Source organism: Novosphingobium silvae, assembly GCF_009856825.1.
Lineage (GTDB): Bacteria > Pseudomonadota > Alphaproteobacteria > Sphingomonadales > Sphingomonadaceae > Novosphingobium > Novosphingobium silvae.
In genome coordinates, this window is sequence record NZ_WVTD01000010.1 from 1 (window position 1) to 22,538 (window position 22,538).

Annotated in this window: 22 protein-coding genes; 7 read left to right on the plus strand and 15 right to left on the minus strand. The window is 65.6% G+C overall.

The window, feature by feature from the left end:
- Window positions 1-421 precede the first annotated feature (421 nt).
- From GR702_RS13465 to GR702_RS13475, 3 genes are all read right to left on the minus strand, one after another.
- Window positions 422-1,531, minus strand: coding sequence for an S-(hydroxymethyl)glutathione dehydrogenase/class III alcohol dehydrogenase (locus GR702_RS13465; protein ID WP_160986421.1), 1,110 nt, complete (start codon window positions 1,529-1,531; stop codon window positions 422-424).
- A gap of 215 nt (window positions 1,532-1,746) precedes the next feature.
- Window positions 1,747-2,037, minus strand: a complete 291-nt coding sequence (locus GR702_RS13470; RefSeq protein WP_160986422.1) for a metal/formaldehyde-sensitive transcriptional repressor — start codon at window positions 2,035-2,037, stop codon at window positions 1,747-1,749.
- A 285-nt stretch (window positions 2,038-2,322) separates the two neighbouring features.
- The gene (locus tag GR702_RS13475) at window positions 2,323-3,312 is read right to left on the minus strand and encodes a zinc-dependent alcohol dehydrogenase family protein (RefSeq protein ID WP_160986423.1); all 990 of its coding nucleotides are present in this window, start codon (window positions 3,310-3,312) and stop codon (window positions 2,323-2,325) included.
- Window positions 3,313-3,408: 96 nt separating this feature from the next.
- Here GR702_RS13475 and GR702_RS13480 point away from each other — a divergent pair, with 96 nt between their 5' ends.
- Together GR702_RS13480 and GR702_RS13485 are read left to right on the plus strand one after the other, a co-directional pair.
- On the plus strand, window positions 3,409-4,029 hold the full coding sequence (locus GR702_RS13480) for a TetR/AcrR family transcriptional regulator (protein WP_160986424.1): 621 nt from the start codon (window positions 3,409-3,411) through the stop codon (window positions 4,027-4,029).
- A gap of 251 nt (window positions 4,030-4,280) precedes the next feature.
- A complete protein-coding gene (locus GR702_RS13485) occupies window positions 4,281-5,111 on the plus strand; it encodes an aldo/keto reductase (protein ID WP_202408261.1) in 831 nt (276 codons plus the stop codon).
- A 523-nt stretch (window positions 5,112-5,634) separates the two neighbouring features.
- Here GR702_RS13485 and GR702_RS13490 read toward each other — a convergent pair.
- The 6 genes from GR702_RS13490 to GR702_RS13515 all read right to left on the minus strand — a co-directional run bounded on the left by GR702_RS13490 (window position 5,635) and on the right by GR702_RS13515 (window position 11,353).
- Window positions 5,635-6,687 carry an NAD(P)-dependent alcohol dehydrogenase gene (locus GR702_RS13490; RefSeq protein WP_160986425.1) on the minus strand — a complete coding sequence of 351 codons (1,053 nt, stop codon included), beginning with the start codon at window positions 6,685-6,687 and terminating at the stop codon, window positions 5,635-5,637.
- Between the two features lie 176 nt (window positions 6,688-6,863).
- Window positions 6,864-7,691, minus strand: coding sequence for an SPOR domain-containing protein (locus GR702_RS13495; RefSeq protein WP_160986426.1), 828 nt, complete (start codon window positions 7,689-7,691; stop codon window positions 6,864-6,866).
- A 3-nt stretch (window positions 7,692-7,694) separates the two neighbouring features.
- Window positions 7,695-9,443 carry an arginine--tRNA ligase gene (argS, locus tag GR702_RS13500; RefSeq protein WP_160986427.1) on the minus strand — a complete coding sequence of 583 codons (1,749 nt, stop codon included), beginning with the start codon at window positions 9,441-9,443 and terminating at the stop codon, window positions 7,695-7,697.
- Between the two features lie 94 nt (window positions 9,444-9,537).
- Window positions 9,538-9,915, minus strand: coding sequence for a VOC family protein (locus GR702_RS13505; RefSeq protein ID WP_160986428.1), 378 nt, complete (start codon window positions 9,913-9,915; stop codon window positions 9,538-9,540).
- An 82-nt stretch (window positions 9,916-9,997) separates the two neighbouring features.
- On the minus strand, window positions 9,998-10,936 hold the full coding sequence (locus GR702_RS13510; protein ID WP_160986429.1) for an iron-containing redox enzyme family protein: 939 nt from the start codon (window positions 10,934-10,936) through the stop codon (window positions 9,998-10,000).
- Window positions 10,937-11,026: 90 nt separating this feature from the next.
- Entirely contained in the window at window positions 11,027-11,353 is a 327-nt protein-coding gene (locus GR702_RS13515; protein ID WP_160986430.1) for a hypothetical protein, read from the minus strand.
- A gap of 147 nt (window positions 11,354-11,500) precedes the next feature.
- Between GR702_RS13515 and miaB the strand changes: the two genes are divergently transcribed.
- Window positions 11,501-12,835 (plus strand): tRNA (N6-isopentenyl adenosine(37)-C2)-methylthiotransferase MiaB, encoded by a 1,335-nt coding sequence (gene miaB / locus GR702_RS13520; protein WP_160986431.1) that lies wholly within the window; start codon window positions 11,501-11,503, stop codon window positions 12,833-12,835.
- A gap of 10 nt (window positions 12,836-12,845) precedes the next feature.
- Window positions 12,846-13,541: an alpha/beta fold hydrolase gene (locus GR702_RS13525; RefSeq protein ID WP_160986432.1), complete on the plus strand. Its 696-nt coding sequence runs from the start codon at window positions 12,846-12,848 to the stop codon at window positions 13,539-13,541.
- A 61-nt stretch (window positions 13,542-13,602) separates the two neighbouring features.
- Here GR702_RS13525 and GR702_RS13530 read toward each other — a convergent pair whose 3' ends face one another.
- Entirely contained in the window at window positions 13,603-14,094 is a 492-nt protein-coding gene (locus tag GR702_RS13530) for an RcnB family protein (RefSeq protein ID WP_160986433.1), read from the minus strand.
- A 264-nt stretch (window positions 14,095-14,358) separates the two neighbouring features.
- On the opposite strand from GR702_RS13530, the gene GR702_RS13535 reads away from it, so the two are divergent.
- Window positions 14,359-15,384, plus strand: coding sequence for a PhoH family protein (locus GR702_RS13535; protein WP_160986434.1), 1,026 nt, complete (start codon window positions 14,359-14,361; stop codon window positions 15,382-15,384).
- 276 nt (window positions 15,385-15,660) lie between these two features.
- Window positions 15,661-16,872: a chromate efflux transporter gene (chrA, locus tag GR702_RS13540; protein ID WP_160986435.1), complete on the plus strand. Its 1,212-nt coding sequence runs from the start codon at window positions 15,661-15,663 to the stop codon at window positions 16,870-16,872.
- Window positions 16,873-16,879: 7 nt separating this feature from the next.
- Here the strand turns inward: chrA and GR702_RS13545 are convergent, their stop codons facing one another.
- The 5 genes from GR702_RS13545 to GR702_RS13565 all read right to left on the minus strand — a co-directional run bounded on the left by GR702_RS13545 (window position 16,880) and on the right by GR702_RS13565 (window position 20,774).
- Complete coding sequence (locus tag GR702_RS13545) at window positions 16,880-17,671, minus strand: DUF2059 domain-containing protein (RefSeq protein WP_160986436.1); 792 nt, start codon at window positions 17,669-17,671, stop codon at window positions 16,880-16,882.
- Between the two features lie 118 nt (window positions 17,672-17,789).
- A complete protein-coding gene (locus GR702_RS13550; protein ID WP_202408262.1) occupies window positions 17,790-18,674 on the minus strand; it encodes a LysR substrate-binding domain-containing protein in 885 nt (294 codons plus the stop codon).
- Between the two features lie 58 nt (window positions 18,675-18,732).
- Window positions 18,733-19,650, minus strand: a complete 918-nt coding sequence (locus tag GR702_RS13555; protein WP_160986437.1) for a hemolysin family protein — start codon at window positions 19,648-19,650, stop codon at window positions 18,733-18,735.
- 22 nt (window positions 19,651-19,672) lie between these two features.
- Window positions 19,673-20,164 carry an rRNA maturation RNase YbeY gene (gene ybeY, locus GR702_RS13560; RefSeq protein WP_160986438.1) on the minus strand — a complete coding sequence of 164 codons (492 nt, stop codon included), beginning with the start codon at window positions 20,162-20,164 and terminating at the stop codon, window positions 19,673-19,675.
- A 139-nt stretch (window positions 20,165-20,303) separates the two neighbouring features.
- Window positions 20,304-20,774: a peptidylprolyl isomerase gene (locus GR702_RS13565; protein ID WP_160986439.1), complete on the minus strand. Its 471-nt coding sequence runs from the start codon at window positions 20,772-20,774 to the stop codon at window positions 20,304-20,306.
- A gap of 311 nt (window positions 20,775-21,085) precedes the next feature.
- On the opposite strand from GR702_RS13565, the gene mgtE reads away from it, so the two are divergent.
- Window positions 21,086-22,522, plus strand: a complete 1,437-nt coding sequence (gene mgtE, locus GR702_RS13570) for a magnesium transporter (protein WP_160986440.1) — start codon at window positions 21,086-21,088, stop codon at window positions 22,520-22,522.
- The last annotated feature ends 16 nt before the right edge of the window (window positions 22,523-22,538 follow it).

Genomic DNA, 22,538 nt, shown 5'->3' on the forward strand with positions numbered 1-22,538 from the left:
ACCGGCCTCCTGCTCGCGCAGGATCCCGATGATCTGCTCTTCTGTGAACCGTGATCGCTTCATTCTGTCCGTCCTTTCGAGGGGCGGACTCTAGCTATTCCTGGAGGAGTTTCAGGGGGTCACGTCACATCCAACGGCCACGATGGCCCGAGCTTCGAAACCTTTGGAATATTTTCCAGCACTAAACTAAGGTACGACAAAGCCTTTTTCCGTCGGGTCGCGCGACGAGGCCACACACCCCGCAGGTAAGCGCACGGGTTAGGCGGCCGTGGTCCGTGCCGCTATCGGCGTGTAACGACTGCACTTCGGCGGTTGTACCGCATCGCTCAGTTGCCAGGGAGCCTTCATCATGGCCGGGGTCGGGCCATGATGAAGGCTGGCTTGTCGATCCGAGCGCCTGGCGCCGCTTCGGATCGGCGGGTCAGTAGTGAATGACCGTGCGGATCGACTTGCCTTCGTGCATCAGTTCGAACGCCTCGTTGATCTCCTCCAAACCCATGGTGTGGGTCACGAACGGGGCCAGATCGATATCGCCTCTCATGGCGTCCTCGACCATGCCGGGGAGCTGTGTCCGTCCCTTGACGCCGCCGAAAGCGGACCCCTTCCAGACGCGGCCCGTAACGAGCTGGAATGGACGGGTGGAGATTTCTTCGCCCGCGCCGGCAACGCCAATCACGATCGACTGACCCCAGCCACGGTGCGCTGATTCAAGAGCGGCGCGCATGACATTGACGTTGCCGATGCACTCGAAGGTATGATCGATGCCCCATCCCGTCATCTCGATCAGCACTTGCTGGATGGGCTTGTCATGGTCCTTGGGGTTGATACACTCGGTCGCACCGAACTGGCGTGCCAGCTCGAACTTGGACGGATTGGTGTCGATGGCGATGATGCGACCCGCCTTCGCCTGGCGCGCACCCTGAATCGCCGCGAGGCCGATGCCGCCCAGGCCGAACACGGCGACCGAGTCTCCGGGCTGGACCTTGGCGGTATTGTGGACTGCGCCGATGCCGGTCGTGACGCCGCAGCCCAGCAGACAGACATGTTCGGGGTTAGCCTCGGGATTGATCTTGGCGAGCGAAACTTCGGCGACGACAGTATATTCACTGAAGGTTGAACAGCCCATGTAATGATAAAGGGGCTGGCCATTGTACGAAAAGCGGGTGGTGCCATCGGGCATCAAACCCTTGCCCTGCGTTTCGCGGACAGCGACGCACAGGTTGGTCTTGCCCGACACGCAGAAATCGCACTTGCCGCACTCGGCTGTGTAGAGCGGAATCACGTGATCGCCCGGCCTGACGCTGGTGACGCCCTCACCGACCTCGACAACGATGCCCGCGCCCTCGTGGCCTAGAACCACCGGGAAAACGCCCTCCGGATCACTGCCCGCCAGCGTGTACGCATCGGTGTGGCACACACCGGTGTGCGTCACCCGGATGAGCACTTCACCCTTCCGGGGTGGGGCGACATCGATTTCGACGATTTCGAGTGGCTTGCCCGGCTCGAAGGCTACAGCGGCGCGAGATTTCATGTTGGGATACCCTCGTTGATGGAAACTGATTGCCGGTGCGAGGCCGTTGCGCCATCGCAAATTCGTCGACGTTCTCATACTGTCAGGGAGTATCTTTGTCATACTCCCTGACAGTATACAAGAGGTGTCCTACCGAGGATCTCAAACCAGAGAAGGCAGCAGGGGCTGGCTTCTAAGTGCGAGAGAACACGGGCAAGAAAATGAGCCTGAAATCGTCATTTAAGATAAGTACGCAGAATCTTCATTACGCCCTCCACGCCGTCATCGTGATCGCCACCCTCGCTTTTGAGGGCCGGATCTGCGCCGGAACCGAATGTTTCCCTGAGGTGACTCTCCATCACTTCTGCCATCAGCCCGTTTGTCGCGCCACGCATGGCGACAATTTGCTGCAGCAGGGGAGCGCAATCGGCCCCGGCTTCGATCGCGCGTTCCAAAGCGTCCGCCTGGCCCTTGATACGACGCAAGCGTGTGATGGCTCGCTTCTTGTCCTCTGGTGAATGTGGCATCGCGCTTTCCCAAGAAATCGCTTCAGCATACTATACAGGGGGGGAGTTTCAATCCTATCCAGAGACTGGCGCTTCTGTAATCAGGCGAGGTTGCCTGGCCAATCTCCAAATTCGCCCCCAGATCGGGCAGGCATAGCCGCCATGTTACCCTGAGACAGGTCTGGCACGCGGACGAGGAGCATCATGCTCTCAAGCCTGCGCCACAAGCAACGACGGCATGCGCGCTTAGGGTCCGATCCTGTGTCCGGGAGGGGGAGCCATCGCTCGCTCCCCCAGGTTTGCCGGTCAGACCGTAACGACGACCTTGCCGATCTGGTCATTCGATTCGAGGAAGCGGTGTGCGTCTTGGATGGCGTCGAGCGAGAAGGTGCGCGCGATCCGCGGCTTGAGCGCGCCCGATTCCAGTCCCGCCACAATGAACGCCTTGGCGCGATCAAGGGCGGCGTCGTCCGAGACGATCTCGCTGTAGAGATAACCCTTGAGCGTGAGGCTCTTGCCCAGCACGGAGAACAACGGGAACGGCGTCGGCTCGCCGCTGAGCGCGCCATATTCAAGCAGAATGCCGCCGCGCGCCATGCTCGCGGTCAGCGGCTCGAACGACGGGCCTCCGACCGGGTCGAGCACCACGCGCGCACCTGCACCATCGGTTATCTCCATCACCTTTGCTACCAGATCCTCTTCCCCGGTCGCGACGACATGATGTGCACCGGCATCAAGCAGGGCTTGGCGCTTGGTGCCGGTACGCGTCGTCGCGATCACCGTCGCGCCGACCATCCGCGCAATCTGGAAGGCAGCAAGACCGACGCTGCTGGAAGCAGCGGTGACGATGACGAAATCGCCCTCGCCGAGCTTCGCCTGCTCCACCAGCGCACCCCAAGCGGTGACATACTGCATCCACACGGCCGCCGCTTCCTCGAACGAAAGCGCCGCCGGATGCTTGACGACGAGGCGGGCAGGCACGTTGGCGACCTCGCCATAGGTGCCCCAGCGCGCGATATCGAGCGGGGGGATGAGGCTGACGGCTTCGCCTTCCGCAAACCCGGTCACGTCCGCCCCGACCGTAACGACAGTGCCGGCAGCCTCGTAGCCGAGGCGGCTCGGGAACTCGGCTTCCTGAAGGTAGGCATGGTTGCGGAACATCACTTCGGCGCGGTTTATGCCTATCGCCTTGACAGCGATCTGCACCTCGTCGGCCGCGGGCGCGGGCACTGCCACATCTTCAATCTTGAGGACGCTGGCGTCGCCATATTCGTGGATCCGAACGATGCGGCTCATGGACCATTCCTTGATTATTGAACGATCGTTCTGTATCGATGTCAGCGACGAGGTTCAAGATATTATTTATCGATCATTCCATATCGGGCGCCAGACATGACAGAGACGAAAGCACGTCGCGGCGCAGGTCGCCCTCGCGTGTTCGACACTAACGCAGCGCTCGACAAGGCGGTACGGCTGTTCTGGCAGCGCGGCTACGAGGCGACTTCGATGGCCGATCTGGTGGCGGAGACTGGCGTCGCCGCCGCCAGTCTCTATGCGGCGTTTGGCAACAAGGCGGGGCTGTTCGCGGCGGTGATCGAGCGCTATGCCGCGACGTTCAGCGTCCACCTCTATGCCCCCATCAACGACCCGGCGTTGTCCACCTTCGAGGCCGTCAAAGGCCTGCTGGAGCGAGCGGCGTCATCGTTCTCGGAGCCTGGAACGCCGGCCGGCTGCTTCATGTATTCGGCAGCGGCAGCCGTTTCGCCGGCGTCCGCCGCCATCGAATGCCTGCTGCGCGACAAGCGTATCGCGGCGGAGGCCCTCCTGATCGAGCGTCTGCATCGCGGCGCCGCGCAGGGCGAGCTTGCGGCCAATGCCGATCCGGCCGTGCTAGGCAAATTCATCAATACGGTCATGGAAGGCATGTCCGTTCAGGCGCGCGACGGCGCTACGATCAACGAACTGCTCTCCATCGCCAAAATGGCACTCGATCGATGGCCGGCTGCGGTGTGATGGTCGAAGCGTGCTCGTCCTCGGTGTTCTTGCAACAAGCCTCTGTCGATCTGCAGCAAAGCCCACTCCGACCGAAGTCCGCATGCCCAAATCATCATCCCATTCCGGGAGACCGCAGCGTTCGACAGGATTTTTGAACAGCCGCGGAAAGTTGTGACACCAAGTATCGATATTTATTTGTGCGTGGCGGGGATCTACCTATCCGCCTCGCTCGAACGAATAGCCGAACACATCTGATAGGATGAAAGCACATGAAACGCGTGACGCTGCCAGGCGGGGAAGTCGTTCCTTCAATGGGTCAAGGCACCTGGAAGATGGGCGAACGTGCCGAGCGGCGATCCGATGAGATCGCCGCGCTACGCGCCGGTGTCGAGTTGGGCCTGACGCTCATAGACACCGCCGAAATGTACGGCGACGGTGCGGCGGAAACGCTGATATGCGAGGCGCTGGGCAGCTTTCGCGACCAGTTGTTCCTCGTCAGCAAGGCATATCCGCAGAATGCATCGCGCTCCCGCCTTGCTGGTGCGTGCGAGGCGAGCCTGAAGCGGCTCGGCACCGATCGGCTCGACCTCTACCTTCTCCACTGGCGGGGATCGGTGCCGCTCACTGAAACAGTGGAGGCATTGGAGACGCTGAAATCGGCGGGAAAAATTCGGCACTGGGGTGTCAGCAACCTCGATACCGATGATATGGACGAGCTTGTCGCTGCCGGCGGGGGGGGCTGCGTGACCGATCAGATCCTTTACAATCTGGTCCGTCGGGGCCCCGAATTGGACCTTTTGCCTTGGCTCGCCGAGCACAAAGTGCCTGTCATGGCGTATAGTCCGGTCGAGCAGGGACGACTTTCTACGCACCCCGCTCTCGACAAAATTGCAGCCGAGGTTGGTGCAACCCCTGTGCAGGTCGCACTTTCCTGGACGTTGCGGCACGATGGCCTCATCGCCATCCCGAAAGCGAGTTCAGTCGCACATGTGCGGGAGAACCGCGCGGCCGCCGATATCGTTCTTTCCGATGCCCAACTTGCGACGCTCGACGCGGCATTTCCTAGGCCAGGCAACCGTCGTCCACTTGAAATGCTGTAGCGTCAGATGGCGATATTCTCTCTCGAAGGCACTGACGTGACCCGCGTGATAGTTGGCCGCATTGATGATAGAGCTACGTCGTGAAATCGGCGGAATGCATGGATCGGATCGGATTGTTTCCTGTGTTTCTCGCTTGACGATAGATCCCGAAAGTACGGTTTTTCGGGGCATCTCGGAAAAACCCAATAAATTCATAAGCCGGCCAATTTTCCAGGATGTATGACGGTATATCGCCGCAAGAAATATTTTTAATTGCTATATTTCAAGGATTTATGCTTTCAATCAATAATCGAGTGGGAATGATCGCCCTTCCGGCGATTTGAGCCCGCTCCCCTACCTGAACGCAGGAAAGCCGACTGCGCGGCATACCGCCATCGCGGATGCCCTGCCACGCCTGCTCCGGTAGACGCCGGCACGACCAGCGGCATCGCGACGCCGCTGGTGAGCACATCTCCGATGGTGGGAAGTGCACGCGCTCTGTCTGTAGGGACCGGCCCGGGCGTGCCGGAGCCGGTCCCCAGAATCAGGCCGCCAGCGTCGCGTTGTCGATGACGAAGCGGTACTTCACGTCGCTGCGCTGCATGCGCTCGTAGGCTTCCTCGATCTGATCGGCGCGGATCATCTCGATATCGGCGACGACGCCATGCTCGGCGCAGAAGTCGAGCATTTCCTGGGTTTCGGCAATGCCGCCGATCAGCGAGCCGGCAATGGACCGGCGGCGGAAGATCAGGGCACCGACGTTCGGCGAGGGGTGCGGATGCTCGGGCACGCCGACAAGGGTCATGTTGCCGTCGCGCTTCAGCAGCGCCAGGAACTGGTCGAGGTCATGGCTGGCCGCAACCGTGTTCAGGATGAAGTCGAAGCTGTTTGCATGCGCCTGCATCTCCTCGGCATTGCGCGAGACCACGACTTCGTCCGCGCCGAGCTTCAAGGCGTCTTCGCGCTTCGATTCAGACGTGGTGAAGGCCACGACGTGCGCGCCCATGGCGTGGGCCAGCTTGACGCCCATGTGGCCAAGGCCTCCGATGCCCACGATGCCCACCTTGGAGCCCGCACCCACGTTCCAATGGCGCAGCGGCGAGTAGGTGGTGATCCCGGCGCACAGCAGCGGAGCGACGGCCGCAAGCTGGTCCTCGGCATGGCTGATGCGCAGCACGAAGCGGTCGTTCACGACGATCGACTGCGAGTATCCACCCAAGGTGTGGCCGGGCGCGTCGTCGGTGGCCCCGTTGTAGGTACCGACGAAACCGTTGTCGCAGTACTGCTCCAGACCCTCGTCGCAGGAGGCGCAGTGCTGGCAGCTGTCGACCATGCAGCCCACGCCGACGACGTCGCCCACCTTGAACTTGGTCACGCCGCCGCCCACGGCCGTCACCTTGCCGACGATCTCGTGCCCGGGGACGCAGGGGAACAGGGTGCCGGACCATTCGGCCCGCACGGTATGAAGGTCCGAATGGCACACGCCGCAATAGGCGATGTCGATCGCGACGTCGTGCTCGCCCGGTGTGCGGCGCTCGATCGTCATGGGTTCCAGCGGCTTGTCACCGGCGGTGGCGCCATAGGCCATTACTGTCATGTGGAGGTTCCTCGCAAATCGCCCCGGCGAACTCTTCCGCCGGCGCCTGCGAGATAGGGTTCATTCGCGTCTGCAAAAGACGCACTACGCAGAACGCGGCGTTGAGCAATACTCGTCATGCCGCAGCGCAACGAAGGATCGCGACGAGGGGATCGCGCCGCCGAGCGGCTGCCGCGTCAGTTCTTGACCTGGCAGTTCAGCCCTGCGGCCTTCATTCCCGAGCAGAGCGCTCGTGCCGCATTGCGATCGCCCGGAACCGCCTGGAGGCGGTAGACGGTGCCGATGTCGGCCTGACCCTGCACGATCCGGTGGCTCACGCCCGCAAGCGGCTCGTACTGGCCCTTGAGTGTCGCCCAGCCCGCTTCCGCCTGCTCGCGCGAGGCATAGGCGCCGATCTGGACGCCCACGCCGGAGACCGGCGCGGTATTGGTCGCGGCAGTGGCCGTAGTAGCGGCCGTGGCTGCCGGCGAGGGCTTCGCCTGGGGCGGAGGGGGCGCCATCGTCTCGAACCCGGGGCCGGGCGCCTGTGACCGTCCATCGATCTGCGGGCTGCGCGACTGCCCCTCGGCGACCGCGAAGCTGGTGTCTCCCGTGCCCGCGACCACTTCGCCGCCGGGATTGTCGGGCCGCACCTTGTAGGGCTCGGTGGGAGCGGCGATCACGCCGCCATCGGCGACCAGCGGCTGCTCCGGACGGCTGTTCACCACCCATACCACCGCGGCGACGATCATGCCGAGCGCGACGACGCCGAGCCCGCCAAGCAGCAGGCCCTGTCCAAGGCCGCCCTTCTCTTCCTCGTAGTCGTCCTCGTCGCCCTCGAGCCAGGGCAGGCGCACCTCCGCCTCGCCAAGCGGGAGCTGGCGGTGCTGCTCGAAGCCGGTGCCGAACGGCGCGGCATTGGCCGCCGCGTCCTTCTCGAAGTAAGGCTGCGCCGGGCTCCCGTCACCGAAGACGGGGTTCTTCTTTTCCGGCCGGGGGAAGTAGCCTTCGTCAGCGCCCGCCATAGATCACATTTCCTCCACAGCCTCGACGCCGAGCAGCGCCAGCCCGTTGCGGACAAGTTGCCCGATCTGCGCGGCAAGGAAAAGCCGCGCTTCGGTGAGCTTACGATCCCCGGCGTTAACAAAGCGCTTTTCCACCCGGTCGTTGCCGAGATTCCAGTAGCCGTGGAACGCGGCAGCAAGGTCGCCGAGGAAGAAGGCGATGCGGTGCGCCTCGCGAGCGGCTGCGGCGGCCTCGACGATGCGCGGGAACTGCGCCGCCAGCTTCACCAGCTCGAGTTCCTCTTCGCCGAGGAGTTCCAGGTTCTCCGCCGAGGGTCTGAAATCGCCTTCGGCCACGCCCTTGCGCAAGGTCGAGTGGACGCGCGCATTGGCGTACTGGACGTAGAACACCGGGTTGTCCTTCGAGGCTTCCACCACCTTGGCGAAGTCGAAGTCCATCTGCGCCTCGGGCTTGCGGGTCAGCATGGTGAAGCGCACCACGTCCTTGCCCACTTCGGTGACGACTTCGGCCAGCGTTACGAAGTTGCCCGAGCGCTTCGACATCTTCACCGGTTCGCCATCGCGCAGAAGCTGCACCATCTGGACGAGCTTGATCTCGAAAGGCGTGGGCTCGCCCTCGGCGCCGGTCATGGCGGCGACGGCGGCCTTGATGCGCTTGACGGTGCCGGCATGGTCCGCGCCCCAGATGTCCACCAGCGCGTCGGCGCTCTGGGCCTTCTGGAAGTGATAGGCGAGGTCGGCGCCGAAATAGGTCCAGGTGCCGTCCGACTTCCTGATCGGCCGGTCCTGGTCGTCGCCGAACCGGGTGGAGCGGAACAGCGGAAGCTCCACCGGCTCCCAGTCCTCGGGCGTCTTGCCCTTGGGCGCTTCGAGCACGCCATCGTAGACGAGCCCGCGCGAGCGCAGCCACGCCTCGGCCTCGTCGGGTTTGCCCGAGGCCTGAAGCTCCGCTTCCGAGGAGAACAGGTCGTGGTGGATGCCAAGAAGCGCCAAATCCTGCCGGATCATCACCAGCATGGCGGCGACGGCCTTTTCGCGGAACAGCGCCAGCCACTCCGATTCGGGAGCGGCGGCATAGCGGTCACCGAACTCGGCGGCGAGTGCCTGGCCGACCGGCACCAGATAGTCGCCGGGATAGAGCCCCTCGGGAATCGCGCCCACGTCCTCGCCCAGTGCCTCGCGGTAGCGCACGTGGGCCGAGCGGGCGAGTACCTGCACCTGCGCGCCCGCATCGTTGACGTAGTATTCGCGCACGACCTTGTGGCCCGCGAACTCCAGCAGCGCCGCGAGGGCATCGCCCACCACAGCGCCGCGGCAATGGCCCATGTGCATCGGCCCGGTGGGATTGGCCGAGACGTATTCGACGTTGACGATCCTGCCGCCGCCCATGTCCGACCGGCCATAGTCCGCCCCAAGAGCGGCGATGGTCCGCAGTTCGGCCAGCCATGCCGCAGGCGCGAGGCGCAGGTTGATGAAGCCCGGCCCGGCGATCTCGGCGGAAGTCACCGCCTCCAGCTTCGACAGTTCCGCCACCAGCGCCTCGGCGAGATCGCGCGGCTTCATGCCCGCAGGCTTGGACAGCACCATCGCCGCGTTGGTGGAAAGGTCCCCGTGCGACGTATCGCGCGGCGGCTCGACCGTGATCGCTCCTCGCTTCAGGCCGCCGGGCAGCGTTCCGGCGGCTTCCAGCGCATCAAGCGCGGCAGAGAGGTGGCCTGCGAAGGCGGTGTAGAGGGTCTGGGTCTTGCTCATGACGCGCGCGGATAGCCCAGTTGCGCGCAAAGGGGAACAGGCGGGTGCGCGGCCCTGTCGCAAGACAGCGCGCTACGCCCGATCCGTGGGCCCATCACTGACCCGCGAAGGTCAGGGCCTCGATCTTGTTGCCGTCGGGATCGCGCACGAAGGCCGCATAGTAGTTGGGATCGTAGTGCGGCCGCAGCCCCGGCTCGCCATCGGCGGTGCCGCCATTGTCCAGCGCTGCACGGAAGAACGCGTCGACAGCGCCGCGCCGTTCCACTTCGAAAGCCACATGCACGCCGTTCCCCGGCAATGGCGGCGCTCCATCGGTCGGCCGGTTCAGGCTGAAGACCGTGATACCGGCTCCGTAACCCACGGCGTCTTCCACGTCGAGCGTACGCCGCAGGCCAAGTTCGTGCATCACCGGATCATAGAAACGGCGGGCACGGTCGAGATCGGACGTGCCAAGGGAGACATGGTGGACCATACCGCCTCAACGCCGCTGCGGGAGGCCGGGTTCCGGCCCTCCCGCTTGGGTCGCACCTGTCGCCAGATCGAGGCGCTGCGCCTCAGGCGGCCTGGGCGTGCTCCCTTGCAGCACTTTCCTCGCGCCCGTTCCAGAGGTGCGAACGGTAGCGATCGAAGCAACGCTCGCCGCAGCAAAGCCGCATCAGCGCACCTTCCGCGATGGCGACCGCGCGGCGCGGATCCTCGCGGACGAGCGGGATCAAGGCCTCGCGGTTCCAGTCCTCGCTGTGCTTCACGTCAAGCACCGCGTGGAGATCGAAATAGCGCCGCTCGGCATTGGAGAGGCCGACACGGCGCAGGCCCTTGGCCACCAGCGCGGAACGTCCGGGCGCCGTCAACTCGATCACGCCGAGCGCACCCACCGAATGCCAGGCATATCGTCGCGACGTGGCCATGCCGGTCATGGCATTCGCCAGCGCCAGGCTTTCCGGCACGGTATTCTCGATCGTCGGGTGAACGTCGAGCGCGCGCGCGACGATCTGCAGCATCGGGCCGTGCATGCCCTTCATGTTGCCACGCCCCATCTCGTCCCAGTAGTTGCGGGCCAGCTCCATCTTCGCCTGATCGGGCAGCTTGACCTGCGTATAGGCGACAAGGTCGTCGAAACCGGCCTCGCCCGCCGCTTCCTGCTCGAAGAACCAGCGCAGTTCCTCGCGGGTGGCGTGCTCGGCCAGCCACGGGAAAAGCGGATCGTTCTGGCCCGGACCCCATTCCTTGAGCGTCTCGAACCAGGCCACGAACGCTTCCGCGTCCATTGGCGCCTCGGCCGCCTTATCCAGCACGCTCATGCGCAGGCTCTCGAGGAAGTCGCCCTCGAGGGTCTGCATGCGGGTGTCGTCGAGCATGGTCTGGCGCCAGTTCTCCCTGGGGAACTGCGGCTCGAGCCGGGTGCGATTCCAGCGCGCGAGCGACTGCTGGAAATCGTCGGAAAAATAGAACTCCGCAGAAGCGTTACGGTCGGGAGTGGGTAGTTCAAGCATCAGGAATCTCCGAAGCGCATCAGGACGCAGGCGGCGCGCCGTGTCATGCGAAGGCACGACAAAAGCTGGGCGCGGCCCGCCGAGGCAGGGCTATGCGTGGGGTCGGTGGGTGCCGGCATGGGTCGTCCACTTGGCGGCCGTCCGCTTGGCAGTGAAGGCGGGGTGGTCTGCGCCGGTCATCCGGTTCTGTCCGAAGTACCGGATCGGCACACCGTAGCGCCGCAGATCGTCGATCAGGAGCTCCACCCGAGGCGTGAAGGCAACGGTCCCTATGTAGGCGACCGCGGGCATCTCTTCGCCGAACAGGGCAAGCGCGTCCCAAGCCGTCTCCGGCATCCGGACGCGGTAACCGCTCTCGCGTAGCGAAAGGGCCTGACGGGCCGCTTCCGTGCGCGGTCCGCCGAGTACCAGGGCCAAGCCCTTGTCCTGAAAGTCTCTCTCCATGCCAGTCAAATGCGCGTGGAGGCCGAAAGGCTCCCGAGCATTTACAAGAGTCATGTTCGCGCGCCGCCGCGCAGCGCCGCCCCCTGTCCACGCCAGCGGTTTTGAGCTAACGGCGCGCTCATGCAAACCACCGCGAATCCCAGGACCTACCGGGTCAAGAGCTTTGGCTGCCAGATGAACGTCTATGATGGCGACCGCATGGCCGAACTGCTGGCCGAGCAGGGCATCGCCCCCGCGCCCGAAGGCGAGGAGGCGGATCTCGTCGTGCTCAACACCTGCCACATCCGCGAGAAGGCGGCGGAGAAGGTCTACTCCGACATCGGCCGGCTCAAGCGGGCGGACGGCACTTCGCCGCTCATCGCCGTCGCCGGCTGCGTCGCCCAGGCCGAGGGCGAGGAGATCATGGCCCGCGCGCCTTCGGTGAAGATGGTCGTGGGTCCGCAGGCCTATCACCGCCTGCCCGAGATGATCCGCGCGGCAGGCGAAGGGCAGCGCGTCACCGATACCGACATGCCTGCCGAAACCAAGTTCGATGCCCTGCCCCGCCGCAAGCGTTCGGGCCCCACGGCGTTCCTGACGGTGCAGGAAGGCTGCGACAAGTTCTGCACCTACTGCGTCGTGCCCTATACGCGCGGCGCCGAAGTCTCCCGCCCGCACGGAGCGCTGGTCGACGAAGCGCTGCGACTGGTCGATGCCGGCGCGCGCGAGATCACGCTGCTGGGCCAGAACGTCAACGCCTGGACCGGGGAAGATGCGAAAGGCCGGCGCGTGGGGCTCGAAGGGCTGGTGCGTGAACTTGCGGCGATCCCGCACCTGGCGCGCATCCGCTATACCACCAGCCATCCCAACGACATGACCCAGGGCCTGATCGACGCCCACGGCGAGATCGACAAGCTGATGCCCTTCCTCCACCTGCCCGTGCAGGCAGGCAACGACCGCGTGCTCAAGGCGATGAACCGCAGCCATACGGTGCACAGCTACCTCGCGATCCTCGATCGCGTGCGCGCGGTGCGCCCCGACATCGCGATTTCGGGAGACTTCATCGTCGGCTTCCCGGGCGAGACCGACGCCGAGTTCGAGGACACGCTGCGCCTTGTCGATGCCGTGGGTTATGCCCAGTGCTTCAGCTTCAAGTACTCGCCCCGCCCCGGGACGCCCGCCGCGACAATGGACGCACAGGTGCCTGCGGCCGTCATGGACGAGCGGCTCCAGCGCCTGCAGGCGGCGCTCAACCGCCACCAGCACGCCTTCAACGCCGCTTCGCTGGGCAAAGTCTGCAACGTGCTGGTCGAGCGGCGGGGCAAGCTGCCGGGGCAATGGCTGGGCAAGTCGCCGTGGCTGCAATCCGTGCACTTCACCGGCGAGGCGGACATCGGCGCGCTGGTGCGGGTCGAGATCACCAGCGCCGGACCCAACAGCCTGGGCGCCGTGCAGCTCGCCCCGGCGCTCGCTTAATCGCGCTCGCTTGATCGCGCCCCAGCCGCTTGTCCTCGTCCCCGGGCTCACCTGCGACGCCGAGGTCTGGCGCGCCCAGCTTGGCGCGCTGGGCGATGCGGCCTCGATGCAGGTGGCCGACACGCTGCTGGACGACAGCATCGCGGCAATGGCCGAGCGCCTGCTGGCCGATGCGCCGGCATGCTTCGCGCTCGCCGGGTTCTCCATGGGCGGCTACGTCGCAATGGAAGTGCTGCGCCGCGCTCCTGAACGGGTGAGCCGCCTCGCGCTTCTGGACACAAATGCCGAGGCCGACGATCCGGGCCGCGCCGCGGTTCGCCGGGCAGCCGTCCGCACGGCGCGCGAGCGGGGCCTGGAAAAAGTGCTGCGCGGCAGCCTTGGCCTGCTCCTTCATCCCGATGCTCTGCCCGCGCTCGGCGAAGCGGTGGTGGCGATGGCGCTGCGCGTGGGGATCGAGGCATTCGAGCGGCAGCAGGGAGCGATCATCTCCCGCGCCGACTACCGGCCGAGCCTTGCGCGCGTGAAGGTGCCGACGCTCGTGCTGGTGGGCGCAGAGGATCGCACCACGCCGCCCCGCTACGCAGAGGAGATCGCCGCCGCCGTGCCGGGGGCGGTGCTGCAAAGGATCGAGCGCTGCGGTCACATGGCTCCGATGGAGCGTCCGGCGGAAGTGAATGCTGCCTTGCGCGAGTGGCTGGCGAGATAGTGCGCGAACGCGGGAACGCCCCGAAGCGCAAGGCTCCGGGGCGCTGCGTCTGCCTGGCGGTTTACCAGAAGAAGCCGTTGTAGGCGGTGGCGACACGCCCGTTGCGGGTGTTCACCATGACCACATCGTTGCCGTAGCGAACCCAGCGGTGCCCGGCGCGCGGGGCGGGCAGGCGATAGCTGCGGTAGTCGCGGACCCAGTAGCGGTCGCCGTAGTAGGCGCGGTCGAAGCGGTGACCGACCGCCACGGGGCGATAGGCGTATCCTCTCGGGCCGACATAGGCGGGGCGATGGAAGGCCTGGCGGTTGGAGCGGCGATAATCGCGCCAGTCCTCGCGAAGTTCGCGGCGCGAATCGTTGACGTCGCGGCGGGCATCGCGCACGTCGCGCCTGTCGCCATAGCGCTGTGCGTCGCGCAAGTCGCGCTGGTCGCGCCGCAGGTCACGGGCGCTCTCGCGAACTTCGCGGGCGCTCTGCGCGGAGGCGGCGACGGGTACCGCAAGGGTCGGCAGGGCAACGCTTGCAGCAATTGCCGCGATGAGGAACTTGCGCATGACATCTCCTTCTTTCCTGGTTCGAAGCTGGTCGGGACCGGCCCGACCGGCCTTGTGACTGCAAGCTGCCCCTCCGCCCCTGAATGCCCGGGGAACATTGCTTGCAGCTTCGAGTCATAAGTGTCGCCCGGCTGCGACAACTTGCCTGGCGACAAAGGTTATCCCCCACGAAGGGCGAGCAATTTCCTGCATTCGCCCTTGCCGGAGGCGAAATGCGGGCCCATCTTCGAACCAGACCGAGACTCATCTCGTCGAAAGGAGCGCATGGCCCGCAAAGCAGCACGTGCCGTTGATCCGGCGCAGTTCCGCCCAGAGACTCACCGTCGGGCGCGTGTCGAAATCGAATTCGACGAGCCCACGCTGCTGGGGGCCGTGTTCGGCCAGTTCGATTCCAACCTCGTGCAGGTGGAAAACCGCCTCGGCGTCTACATCGCCGCGCGCGGGAACAAGATCCAGATCGAAGGTCCGGAAGATTCCGTCGCGCGGGCGCGCGATACCCTGAAGGGCATGTATCATCGGCTGGAGATGGGGCAGGACCTTGACGCGGGCGCGATCGAATCGCTGATCGCGATGTCGTCCGAACCGACGCTGGAAGGCATCATCAGCGGCGATGCGGGCGGGGGCGAACCGCCGATCATGATCCGCACCCGGCGCAAGACCATCGTGCCGCGCTCGGCCACGCAGATCGAATACATGCGTGCCCTCACCCGCTCGGACGTGATCTTCGCGCTTGGCCCGGCGGGCACCGGCAAGACCTATGTCGCCGTGGCGCAGGCGGTCTCGCAGTTGATGACCGGCTCGGTGCAGCGCCTCATCCTCTCCCGCCCTGCGGTGGAAGCGGGCGAGAAGCTGGGCTTCCTGCCCGGCGACATGAAGGACAAGGTGGACCCCTACCTGCGCCCGCTCTACGACGCGCTCTACGATTGCATGCCGCCCGAACAGGTGGAACGGCGCCTTGCCAGCGGCGAGATCGAGATCGCGCCGATCGCCTTCATGCGCGGCCGCACGCTGGCCGACGCTTTCGTCATCCTCGACGAAGCGCAGAACACCACGCGCGAGCAGATGAAGATGTTCCTCACCCGCTTCGGCCAGAACAGCCGGATGGTGATCTGCGGCGATCCGCGCCAGATCGACATTCCGGGCGGCGAACGCATGTCGGGACTCGCGGACGCGGTCGGCCGGCTGGAAGGGGTGGAAGGCATCGCCGTCACCCGCTTCACCGCCGCAGACGTGGTGCGCCATCCGATCGTCGGCCGCATCGTCGAAGCCTACGAAGGCCCCACGCAGTAAGCTTCCACGCAGGACGTGGTCGCCAGGCCCGAACGCGCGCCAGCGCAGGCGGGCAAGGAAGGCGCTGACTCCCCGGTCTCGGCGTTCGTTCGCCGTATCAACCAGCGCGTGCGGTCTGCTCCGGAGCGGCCGCTCCGGTGGCTTTCGCAGCGCGCGCTTGACTTACCGCCCGTCGTGCACGAACAAGCATGAACGGGCCTGACGCGGACGCCCGTCCAGACGGCTACCGTCCAAGTCCGCTCCATTCGCCGCGTCTGCGGCGCAAGGAGCGTTCGAATGACGATCACGCATGCAAATACGGCCGTCGAGCCCGTTGCCCCTTCCATCACTCTCGGGACGCTGTTCCTGAAGTTCCTGCGCTTCGGGGGGCTCGCCTTCGGAGGGCCGGTCGCGCAAATCGCCATGCTGCGCCAGGCATTCGTCGAGGAAGAGCGCTGGATCGCGAAGGACCGGTTCAACCGCCTGCTGGCGGTGCTGCAGGTGCTGCCCGGGCCCGAGGCCCACGAGCTTTGCGTACACCTTGGCATCATCGCGCGCGGACGCATCGGCGGTCTCCTCGCGGGACTGGGCTTCATGCTGCCGGGGCTCGTGCTGATGCTGCTGGCGGGCTGGGCCTATGTCACCTGGGTGGCGCGCGCGATCCATCTTTCGGGCGTGCTGCTGGGCGTGCAGATCGTGGTGCTTGCGGTGATCCTGCGCGCGGTGGTGCGGATCGCGCAGCATATCGTCGAAACGCCGCTTCTGGGCATGATCGCAGCGGCCGGCCTGATCGCGACGCTGGCCGCAGTGCCCTTCTGGATACCCCTGCTCGCCGGCGGGTTGGTCCACGCCTTCAGCCGCCGTCCCGCAGCCGCCGCGCTGATCGTGCTGGCGGCACTGGCACTGGCCGCCCTCCTCCACTTCATCGCCGCCTCGCCCGGAAGCTTGCCGCAGGCGGGCGCCATGGCGCCGGTCACCGTTCAGGGCCTGTTCCTGGCCGGCCTGAAGGGAGGGCTGCTGACTTTCGGCGGCGCCTATACCGCCATTCCGTACGTGCGGGCGGACAGCGTGGGTCGCGGGTGGATCAGCGATGCCACTTTCCTCGACGGCATCGCCACAGCCGGCATCCTGCCCGCGCCGCTCGTGATCTTCGCGACTTTCGTGGGATACGTGGCCGGAGGGCTTGGCGGCGCGCTGGCGATCACGGCAGGCATGTTCCTTCCCGCGTTCGCCTTCTCGCTCATCCTGTTCGAACGGCTCGAAGCGCTGGTCGAGAACCCGGCGCTGCACCGGTGTCTGGAGGGCGTGGCGGCAGCGGTGGTTGGCATCATCGCGGCCACTTTCCTGCAGCTCGGCGCGGCGACGGAAGCGCGGGTCACCGCTCCGGCAGCGGCGCTGTGCATCTTCGCGGCGGCGCTGGCGATCGCGTGGAAAGTCAGGGGAGCGTGGGTCACGCCCGCTCTGGTAGCGGCGGGCGCGGTGGCGGGCTGGCTCCTGCTAGCGCGATAGGGCCCGGCTATTCGGCCTCGTCTCCTGCACCGGCCTCTGCCTCTGCCTCTGCCTCTGCCTCTGCTTCCGCTTCGGCGGCCTTGGCGGCTTCCTTTTCCTCCAGCTCCTCGCGCGAGATGCCCAGGATCTTCGCCAGCTTCGCCTTCTCGGCGTCGGACAGATCGGCGTAGGCGCGCGGCTGGGGCAGCTTCTCGGTCGCGACCTTCACCTTCTCGACGATGGCCGGCATGGCCTGCATCACCTGCGGCATGAAAGCCTGCATCTTCTCCATGACGTCGGGCGACATCATGATGATGTAGGCGTCCGCCGCGTAGGCCTTGCCCGTGGGCGTCGCGAAGAAGCGGTTGAGCTCGCCCAGCTGCGCCGCGTCGAAGCGGCGGGCGTAGGCGGTGGCGAGGCCATCGCGGATGTCGGGCTCGAAGCGCGTCATGAGCGTGGACATCTCCGCCATCATGGTGCGGGTGGAAAGGCGCATGCGCTCCTTGTAGGCGGGATCGTAAATCTCCATCATCTCGGCCAGCGATCCTTCGCCGATCTTGCCGGTATCGACGCCCATGGTGCCGCCAAGGTCCTTCAGGGGCATGCGCATGGTGGAATCGAGGATCGTATCCATCATCTTGTCCATCGTCTCGCCCATCATCCGCGCATACGTGCCGATCGGGAAGACATAGTCGACGGTCTGCCGGGCCGCGGCGAGGCGCGCGGGATCGGCCTGCGCCGTCTGCGCGGGCTCCGCCGCGAAAGCGGGAGCGGAAAGGGAGAGCAGGGCCGCGGCGGCGGCGGCGAGGACGGGACGCATATCGATTTTCCCCTGAGATCGCGAAGCGCGAGGCCGCAGCCTAGCGCGTTCGCGTGACAGGGAAAATGAAAATGCCCGTCAGAGTGGCAGAGCAGGCCAGCAAGGCCCAACGGGGCTCTTACAGCCCTGCCTGGAGCAGCCACTCGTGGAAGATGCGGACGGGGCGCGCCTCGAGCGACTTGGGTCGGCAGACGAACCAGTACCTGTAGGGGCTTTCCACGTCGATATCGTAGAGGCGGGCCAGGCGGGTATCGTGCGCGCGGCGGAAATGGTCGTCGTGCATGATCGCGATGCCAAGGCCCTGCGCAGCGGCTTCGAGCACCAGCTGGCCCGAATCGAAACGGTCAACCGAAGCCGGCTCCAGATCGGGCACGCCGATGGCCTTCTTCCACGCGTCCACGCTTTCGGGCAGGTCCTGGTGGATGAGGAAGGTCTGGCGCGACAGCTTGACCTCGTCCGGCTCGGACCCGAGTTCCTCTGCCAGTTCGCGCGAGACGATGGCATAGACCTTATTGTGGTCGAGCTGCACGCGGTAGTACTGGGGATCGGGCTCCCGCGCGAGGATGATCGCGGCATCCAGCGTGTCGCCCACTCGGTCTTCCAGATGGGCGCCCGTGTCGATGTCGATGTGCAGACGCGGATGCAGCTTGCGCAGTTCGGGAAGGCGCGGGAACAGCCGCTGGCCGCCGAACAGCGAGGGCACGCCAAGATGCAGGCGCAGCACCTGCCCGCGATCGATCTGCGCCTCAACCGCCTCGGCGAGCTCTTCCAGCTTGGGGCCGATGGCGTTGTAGAACGAAAGCCCCTCGTCGGTCAGCTTCATCGCCTGGTGCTGGCGCGTGAAGAGGCGCTTGCCGGTGAAGTCCTCAAGCGCGGCGACACGGCGCGAGAGGGCGGACGGGCTCAGCGCGAGTTCGTTCGCGGCGGCCTTGGCGGAACCGAGGCGCACGACACGCACGAACGCCTCGAGGGCGCGCAGGGGGGGAAGGCGGCGTACAGGCAATGTCTTGGTCTTTTCACTCAGCTGTGGCCGCGCCCCGCCGCTAAGCGGGAAACGGCGATTAGGTTGCCTCTCTCTCCAGTTCCTCCACCGGCGGATGCAGCCGCAGACGCGTGACGTGGCGCTCGTTCCCGTCCGTCACTTCTATTCGCCAGCCGCTGTCGTGATCCACGATCGTGCCGACCTGCGGGACCTGTCCGGCAAGGACGAAGGCCAGCCCGCCGAGAGTGTCGACCGATTCCTCCACTTCGGCGAGCCGCGGGTCGATCCGCCGCGCCACCTCGTCGAGTTCCACGCGGGCGTCGGCGTCCCACATACCCTCATCGTTTGCAACCAGCAAATCCTCGGGCGCGTCGTCGTGCTCGTCCTCGATGTTGCCGACGATCTCCTCGACCAGGTCCTCGATGGTGATGATCCCGTCGGTGCCGGTATACTCGTCGATCACCACTGCCAGATGGATCCGCTGGGCGCGCATGTCGGCAAGGACGTCGAGCGCCCCGCGCGACTGGGGCACGTACAGGGGCTGGCGCATCAGCTTCGTCCAGTCCTCGGGAGCCGGGGCCGCCCGTGCCAGCAGGGGGAACACGTCCTTGATGTGGATCATGCCCCTGATCTCGTCCAGCGTCTCGCCGTAGACGGGCATGCGGCTGTGGCCATGCTCGGCAAAGGCCTCGACCACTTCGGCCCAGCTGGCGGAAGCTGGAATCGCGATGATCTCGCTGCGCGGGATCGCCACGTCGTCGGCGTCATGCTCGCTGAAATGGAGCAGGTTGCGCAGCATCTGCCGCTCTATCGGCGAAAGATCGCCCTTCGAGCTCGCCTCGCTCTCGCCCTCGTGGTCGTTGATGACCTCTTCGAGCTGGGCACGCAGCGATTGATCGCCGTCGCTCTGGAACAGCCTGCGGAAGACACGCCAGAGCGTGCCGCTACTGTCGCCTTCTCCCGAGCCCGGCTCGGTGTGGCGGCCATTGTCGGCCATCGTGCTTGATAATCCCTGTTGCCTAGAAACGGTCTCCATATGGGTCGGGAATGGCAAGAATCGCAAGTGCCTTTGTTTCGAGAGCTTCCATCGCCTCGGCCTCGGCCTCGCCGGTCTCGTGGTCGTGGCCGGCGAGGTGAAGCAGCCCGTGGATGATGAGATGCGCGGCGTGATGTTCCACCGGCACGCCCTTTTCGGAAGCCTCGCGCGTGCAGGTCTCACATGCCAGCGCAAGGTCGCCCAGCATCTCGGGCGGGCCGTCCGGCGCCAGATCGAGCAGGTCCTCGCGCTCCATCATGGGGAAGGAAAGCACGTTGGTGGGCTTGTCCTTGGCCCGCCACTCGCGGTTGAGAACGTGAACTTCCGCGTCGCTGGTGAACAGGACGCTGGCGAGGAGGCGCGGGTTGTCGAGCTCGGGCGCGACCTGCTGCAGCGCTTCCAGGGCCCGCTGCGCAAGGTCGGCCCAGTCGGTTCCGGGAAGCCACGGCTCTTCGATGTCGATTTCAAGATCCATGGCGCACCGTCTACCGGGTGGTTGCGCCAAGGAAAAGCCGGAACCCCGCCGGCGCGCGAACATGCTCTTGCGAAACGGACCCCACAAACGAAAAGGGCGGCCCCGCGGGACCGCCCTCGTCTACGCTCGGAAGAGCCGCTCAGCCTTCGCTGACGGTCGCCTTGACGATCTTGCCCGGCTCGCGCGGCGGCTCGCCCTTGGGAAGCGCATCGACGTGGTCCATGCCTTCGACCACCTGGCCCCAGACGGTGTACTGCTTGTCGAGGAAGCGCGCATCGTCGAAGCAGATGAAGAACTGGCTGTTGGCCGAGTGCGGATAGCTGGTGCGCGCCATCGAGCACACGCCGCGCACGTGCGGCTCGGCGTTGAATTCGGCCTGCAGGTCGGGCTTGTCGGATCCGCCCATGCCGGTGCCGTTCGGGCAGCCGCCCTGCGCCATGAAGCCCGGGATCACGCGGTGGAACTTGACGCCGTCGTAGAAGCCTTCGCCCACGAGCTCCTTGATGCGCTCGACGTGGCCCGGCGCCAGATCGGGGCGCAGCTTGATCTTGACGTCGCCGCCTTCGCCGTTGCCGGTGTCGAGCGTGAGGGTGAGAAATTCGTCAGCCATTGTGCCTGTCTCCTTCTGCCCGGCGCTGGCCGCGCCGGTCGGCTTGGCGCCCGATATAAGGCGCGGCGCGGCAATGTCACGCCGGGAGCAGGTGAAAGGAGAGCATCTCACGCGGAGGCGCGGAGACGAAAGGATGGCGATCCCGCAGAGACGCGGCGGGAGGTGCAACCTCGAAAGGGAAGGCGCCGTTGCCGCGTCCCTGCGTTCCATCGCGTTTCCTTTTCTCCGCTGCGCCTTCGCGCCTCCGCTCGATCCCGTTTTCCCCTCTCCCCCCTGTTGCAATTGCGAAATAGCTGCGTAGACCGGCGCCTATGAGCGACGCGGACCTCAAGGACGACCTGCCGGGCGAGGCGGAAGACATCGCGGTCGTCGATGCGCCTGAATCCGAATCGCTCGACGAGGACAACCGCCTCAAGCCCGAGTTCGTGCGCAGCGTGAAGGAAGCGCTGCACGAGGAGGATTCCGACCGCGTCTACGACCTGGTCGAGCCGCTTCATCCCGCCGACATCGCCGACCTGTTCGAACTGGTCGACGAGCGCGAGCGCCTGACGCTCGCCCGCTCCATCCGCGACCTCATGGGCGTGGAAGTCATCGCCGAGATGAACGACTGGGTGCGCGAGGCGCTGATGGAAGCGCTTCCCGCCGACGTCGTCGCCGAGATCGCGGGCGAACTCGACACCGACGACGCCGTCGCCATGCTCGAGGACCTCGACGAGGAGGACCAGCAGGCGGTCCTTGCCGAGATGGAGCCGGAAGACCGCGCCGCGATCGAATCGGCGCTGTCCTATCCCGACGAATCCGCGGGCCGCATGATGAGCCGCGATCATGTCGCGGTGCCCGAAACGATGACCGTGGGCGATCTTATCGATTACCTGCGCGAACATCGCGAACTGCCGACCGAGTTCTGGGAAGTGTTCTGCGTCGATCCGATGCACCGCCCGGTCGGCACCTGCGCGCTTTCGTGGATTTTGCGCTGCCCGCGCAACATCCCCCTCTACGACGTGATGGCGCGCGACCAGACCCTGATCCCGGCCGACATGGACCAGGAGGAAGTGGCGCTGCGCTTCCAGAAGTACGCGCTCATCTCCGCCGCCGTGGTCGACAAGTCGGGCCGCCTGATCGGCCAGATCACCGTCGACGACATCGTCCACATTATCCAGGAAGAAGCGGGCGAGGACGCGCTGCTGCTTTCGGGCGCGGGCGACGGCGACATCAACGAGCCGATTCGCGACGCCTACTCCGCGCGCGTGCGCTGGCTGATCGCTAACCTTCTCACCGCCACTCTCGCATCCTCGGTCATCGCCATGTTCGAGGACACGATATCGAGGATGGTCGCGCTTGCGACGCTGATGCCGATCGTCGCCGGGCTTGGCGGGAACGCCGGCACGCAGACCCTGGCGGTCACCGTGCGCGCCCTCGCCACCAACCAGCTCACCGCGTCCAATGCCTGGCGCGCGGTGCGGCGCGAACTGTCCATCGCCCTGCTCAACGGCTGTACGGTGGCCGTGGTGATCGGCATCGCGGTAAGCCTGATCTTCGGCAACGTGATCCTGGGCCTCGTCATCGCGCTTGCCATGATGACGAACATCCTGATCGCGGGCATGGCGGGTGTCTTCGTCCCGCTGACCCTGGAACGGCTGAAGGCGGACCCGGCGATTGCATCGTCCATCTTCGTGACGATGACCACGGATTCGATGGGCTTCCTCGTGTTCCTCGGGCTCGCGACGGTTTCCGGGCTGGTAGGGTAGGCCGCGCCTTCCTATC

Excerpts from the sequence above, each read along its gene's own strand:
- GR702_RS13465 (WP_160986421.1), bottom strand. The coding sequence starts at position 1,531 with ATGAAATCTCGCGCCGCTGTAGCCTTCGAGCCGGGCAAGCCACTCGAA.
- GR702_RS13470 (WP_160986422.1), bottom strand. The coding sequence starts at position 2,037 with ATGCCACATTCACCAGAGGACAAGAAGCGAGCCATCACACGCTTGCGT.
- GR702_RS13475 (WP_160986423.1), bottom strand. The coding sequence starts at position 3,312 with ATGAGCCGCATCGTTCGGATCCACGAATATGGCGACGCCAGCGTCCTC.
- GR702_RS13480 (WP_160986424.1), top strand. The coding sequence starts at position 3,409 with ATGACAGAGACGAAAGCACGTCGCGGCGCAGGTCGCCCTCGCGTGTTC.
- GR702_RS13485 (WP_202408261.1), top strand. The coding sequence starts at position 4,281 with ATGAAACGCGTGACGCTGCCAGGCGGGGAAGTCGTTCCTTCAATGGGT.
- GR702_RS13490 (WP_160986425.1), bottom strand. The coding sequence starts at position 6,687 with ATGACAGTAATGGCCTATGGCGCCACCGCCGGTGACAAGCCGCTGGAA.
- GR702_RS13495 (WP_160986426.1), bottom strand. The coding sequence starts at position 7,691 with ATGGCGGGCGCTGACGAAGGCTACTTCCCCCGGCCGGAAAAGAAGAAC.
- argS (WP_160986427.1), bottom strand. The coding sequence starts at position 9,443 with ATGAGCAAGACCCAGACCCTCTACACCGCCTTCGCAGGCCACCTCTCT.
- GR702_RS13505 (WP_160986428.1), bottom strand. The coding sequence starts at position 9,915 with ATGGTCCACCATGTCTCCCTTGGCACGTCCGATCTCGACCGTGCCCGC.
- GR702_RS13510 (WP_160986429.1), bottom strand. The coding sequence starts at position 10,936 with ATGCTTGAACTACCCACTCCCGACCGTAACGCTTCTGCGGAGTTCTAT.
- miaB (WP_160986431.1), top strand. The coding sequence starts at position 11,501 with ATGCAAACCACCGCGAATCCCAGGACCTACCGGGTCAAGAGCTTTGGC.
- GR702_RS13530 (WP_160986433.1), bottom strand. The coding sequence starts at position 14,094 with ATGCGCAAGTTCCTCATCGCGGCAATTGCTGCAAGCGTTGCCCTGCCG.
- GR702_RS13535 (WP_160986434.1), top strand. The coding sequence starts at position 14,359 with ATGGCCCGCAAAGCAGCACGTGCCGTTGATCCGGCGCAGTTCCGCCCA.
- chrA (WP_160986435.1), top strand. The coding sequence starts at position 15,661 with ATGACGATCACGCATGCAAATACGGCCGTCGAGCCCGTTGCCCCTTCC.
- GR702_RS13545 (WP_160986436.1), bottom strand. The coding sequence starts at position 17,671 with ATGCGTCCCGTCCTCGCCGCCGCCGCCGCGGCCCTGCTCTCCCTTTCC.
- GR702_RS13555 (WP_160986437.1), bottom strand. The coding sequence starts at position 19,650 with ATGGCCGACAATGGCCGCCACACCGAGCCGGGCTCGGGAGAAGGCGAC.
- ybeY (WP_160986438.1), bottom strand. The coding sequence starts at position 20,164 with ATGGATCTTGAAATCGACATCGAAGAGCCGTGGCTTCCCGGAACCGAC.
- GR702_RS13565 (WP_160986439.1), bottom strand. The coding sequence starts at position 20,774 with ATGGCTGACGAATTTCTCACCCTCACGCTCGACACCGGCAACGGCGAA.
- mgtE (WP_160986440.1), top strand. The coding sequence starts at position 21,086 with ATGAGCGACGCGGACCTCAAGGACGACCTGCCGGGCGAGGCGGAAGAC.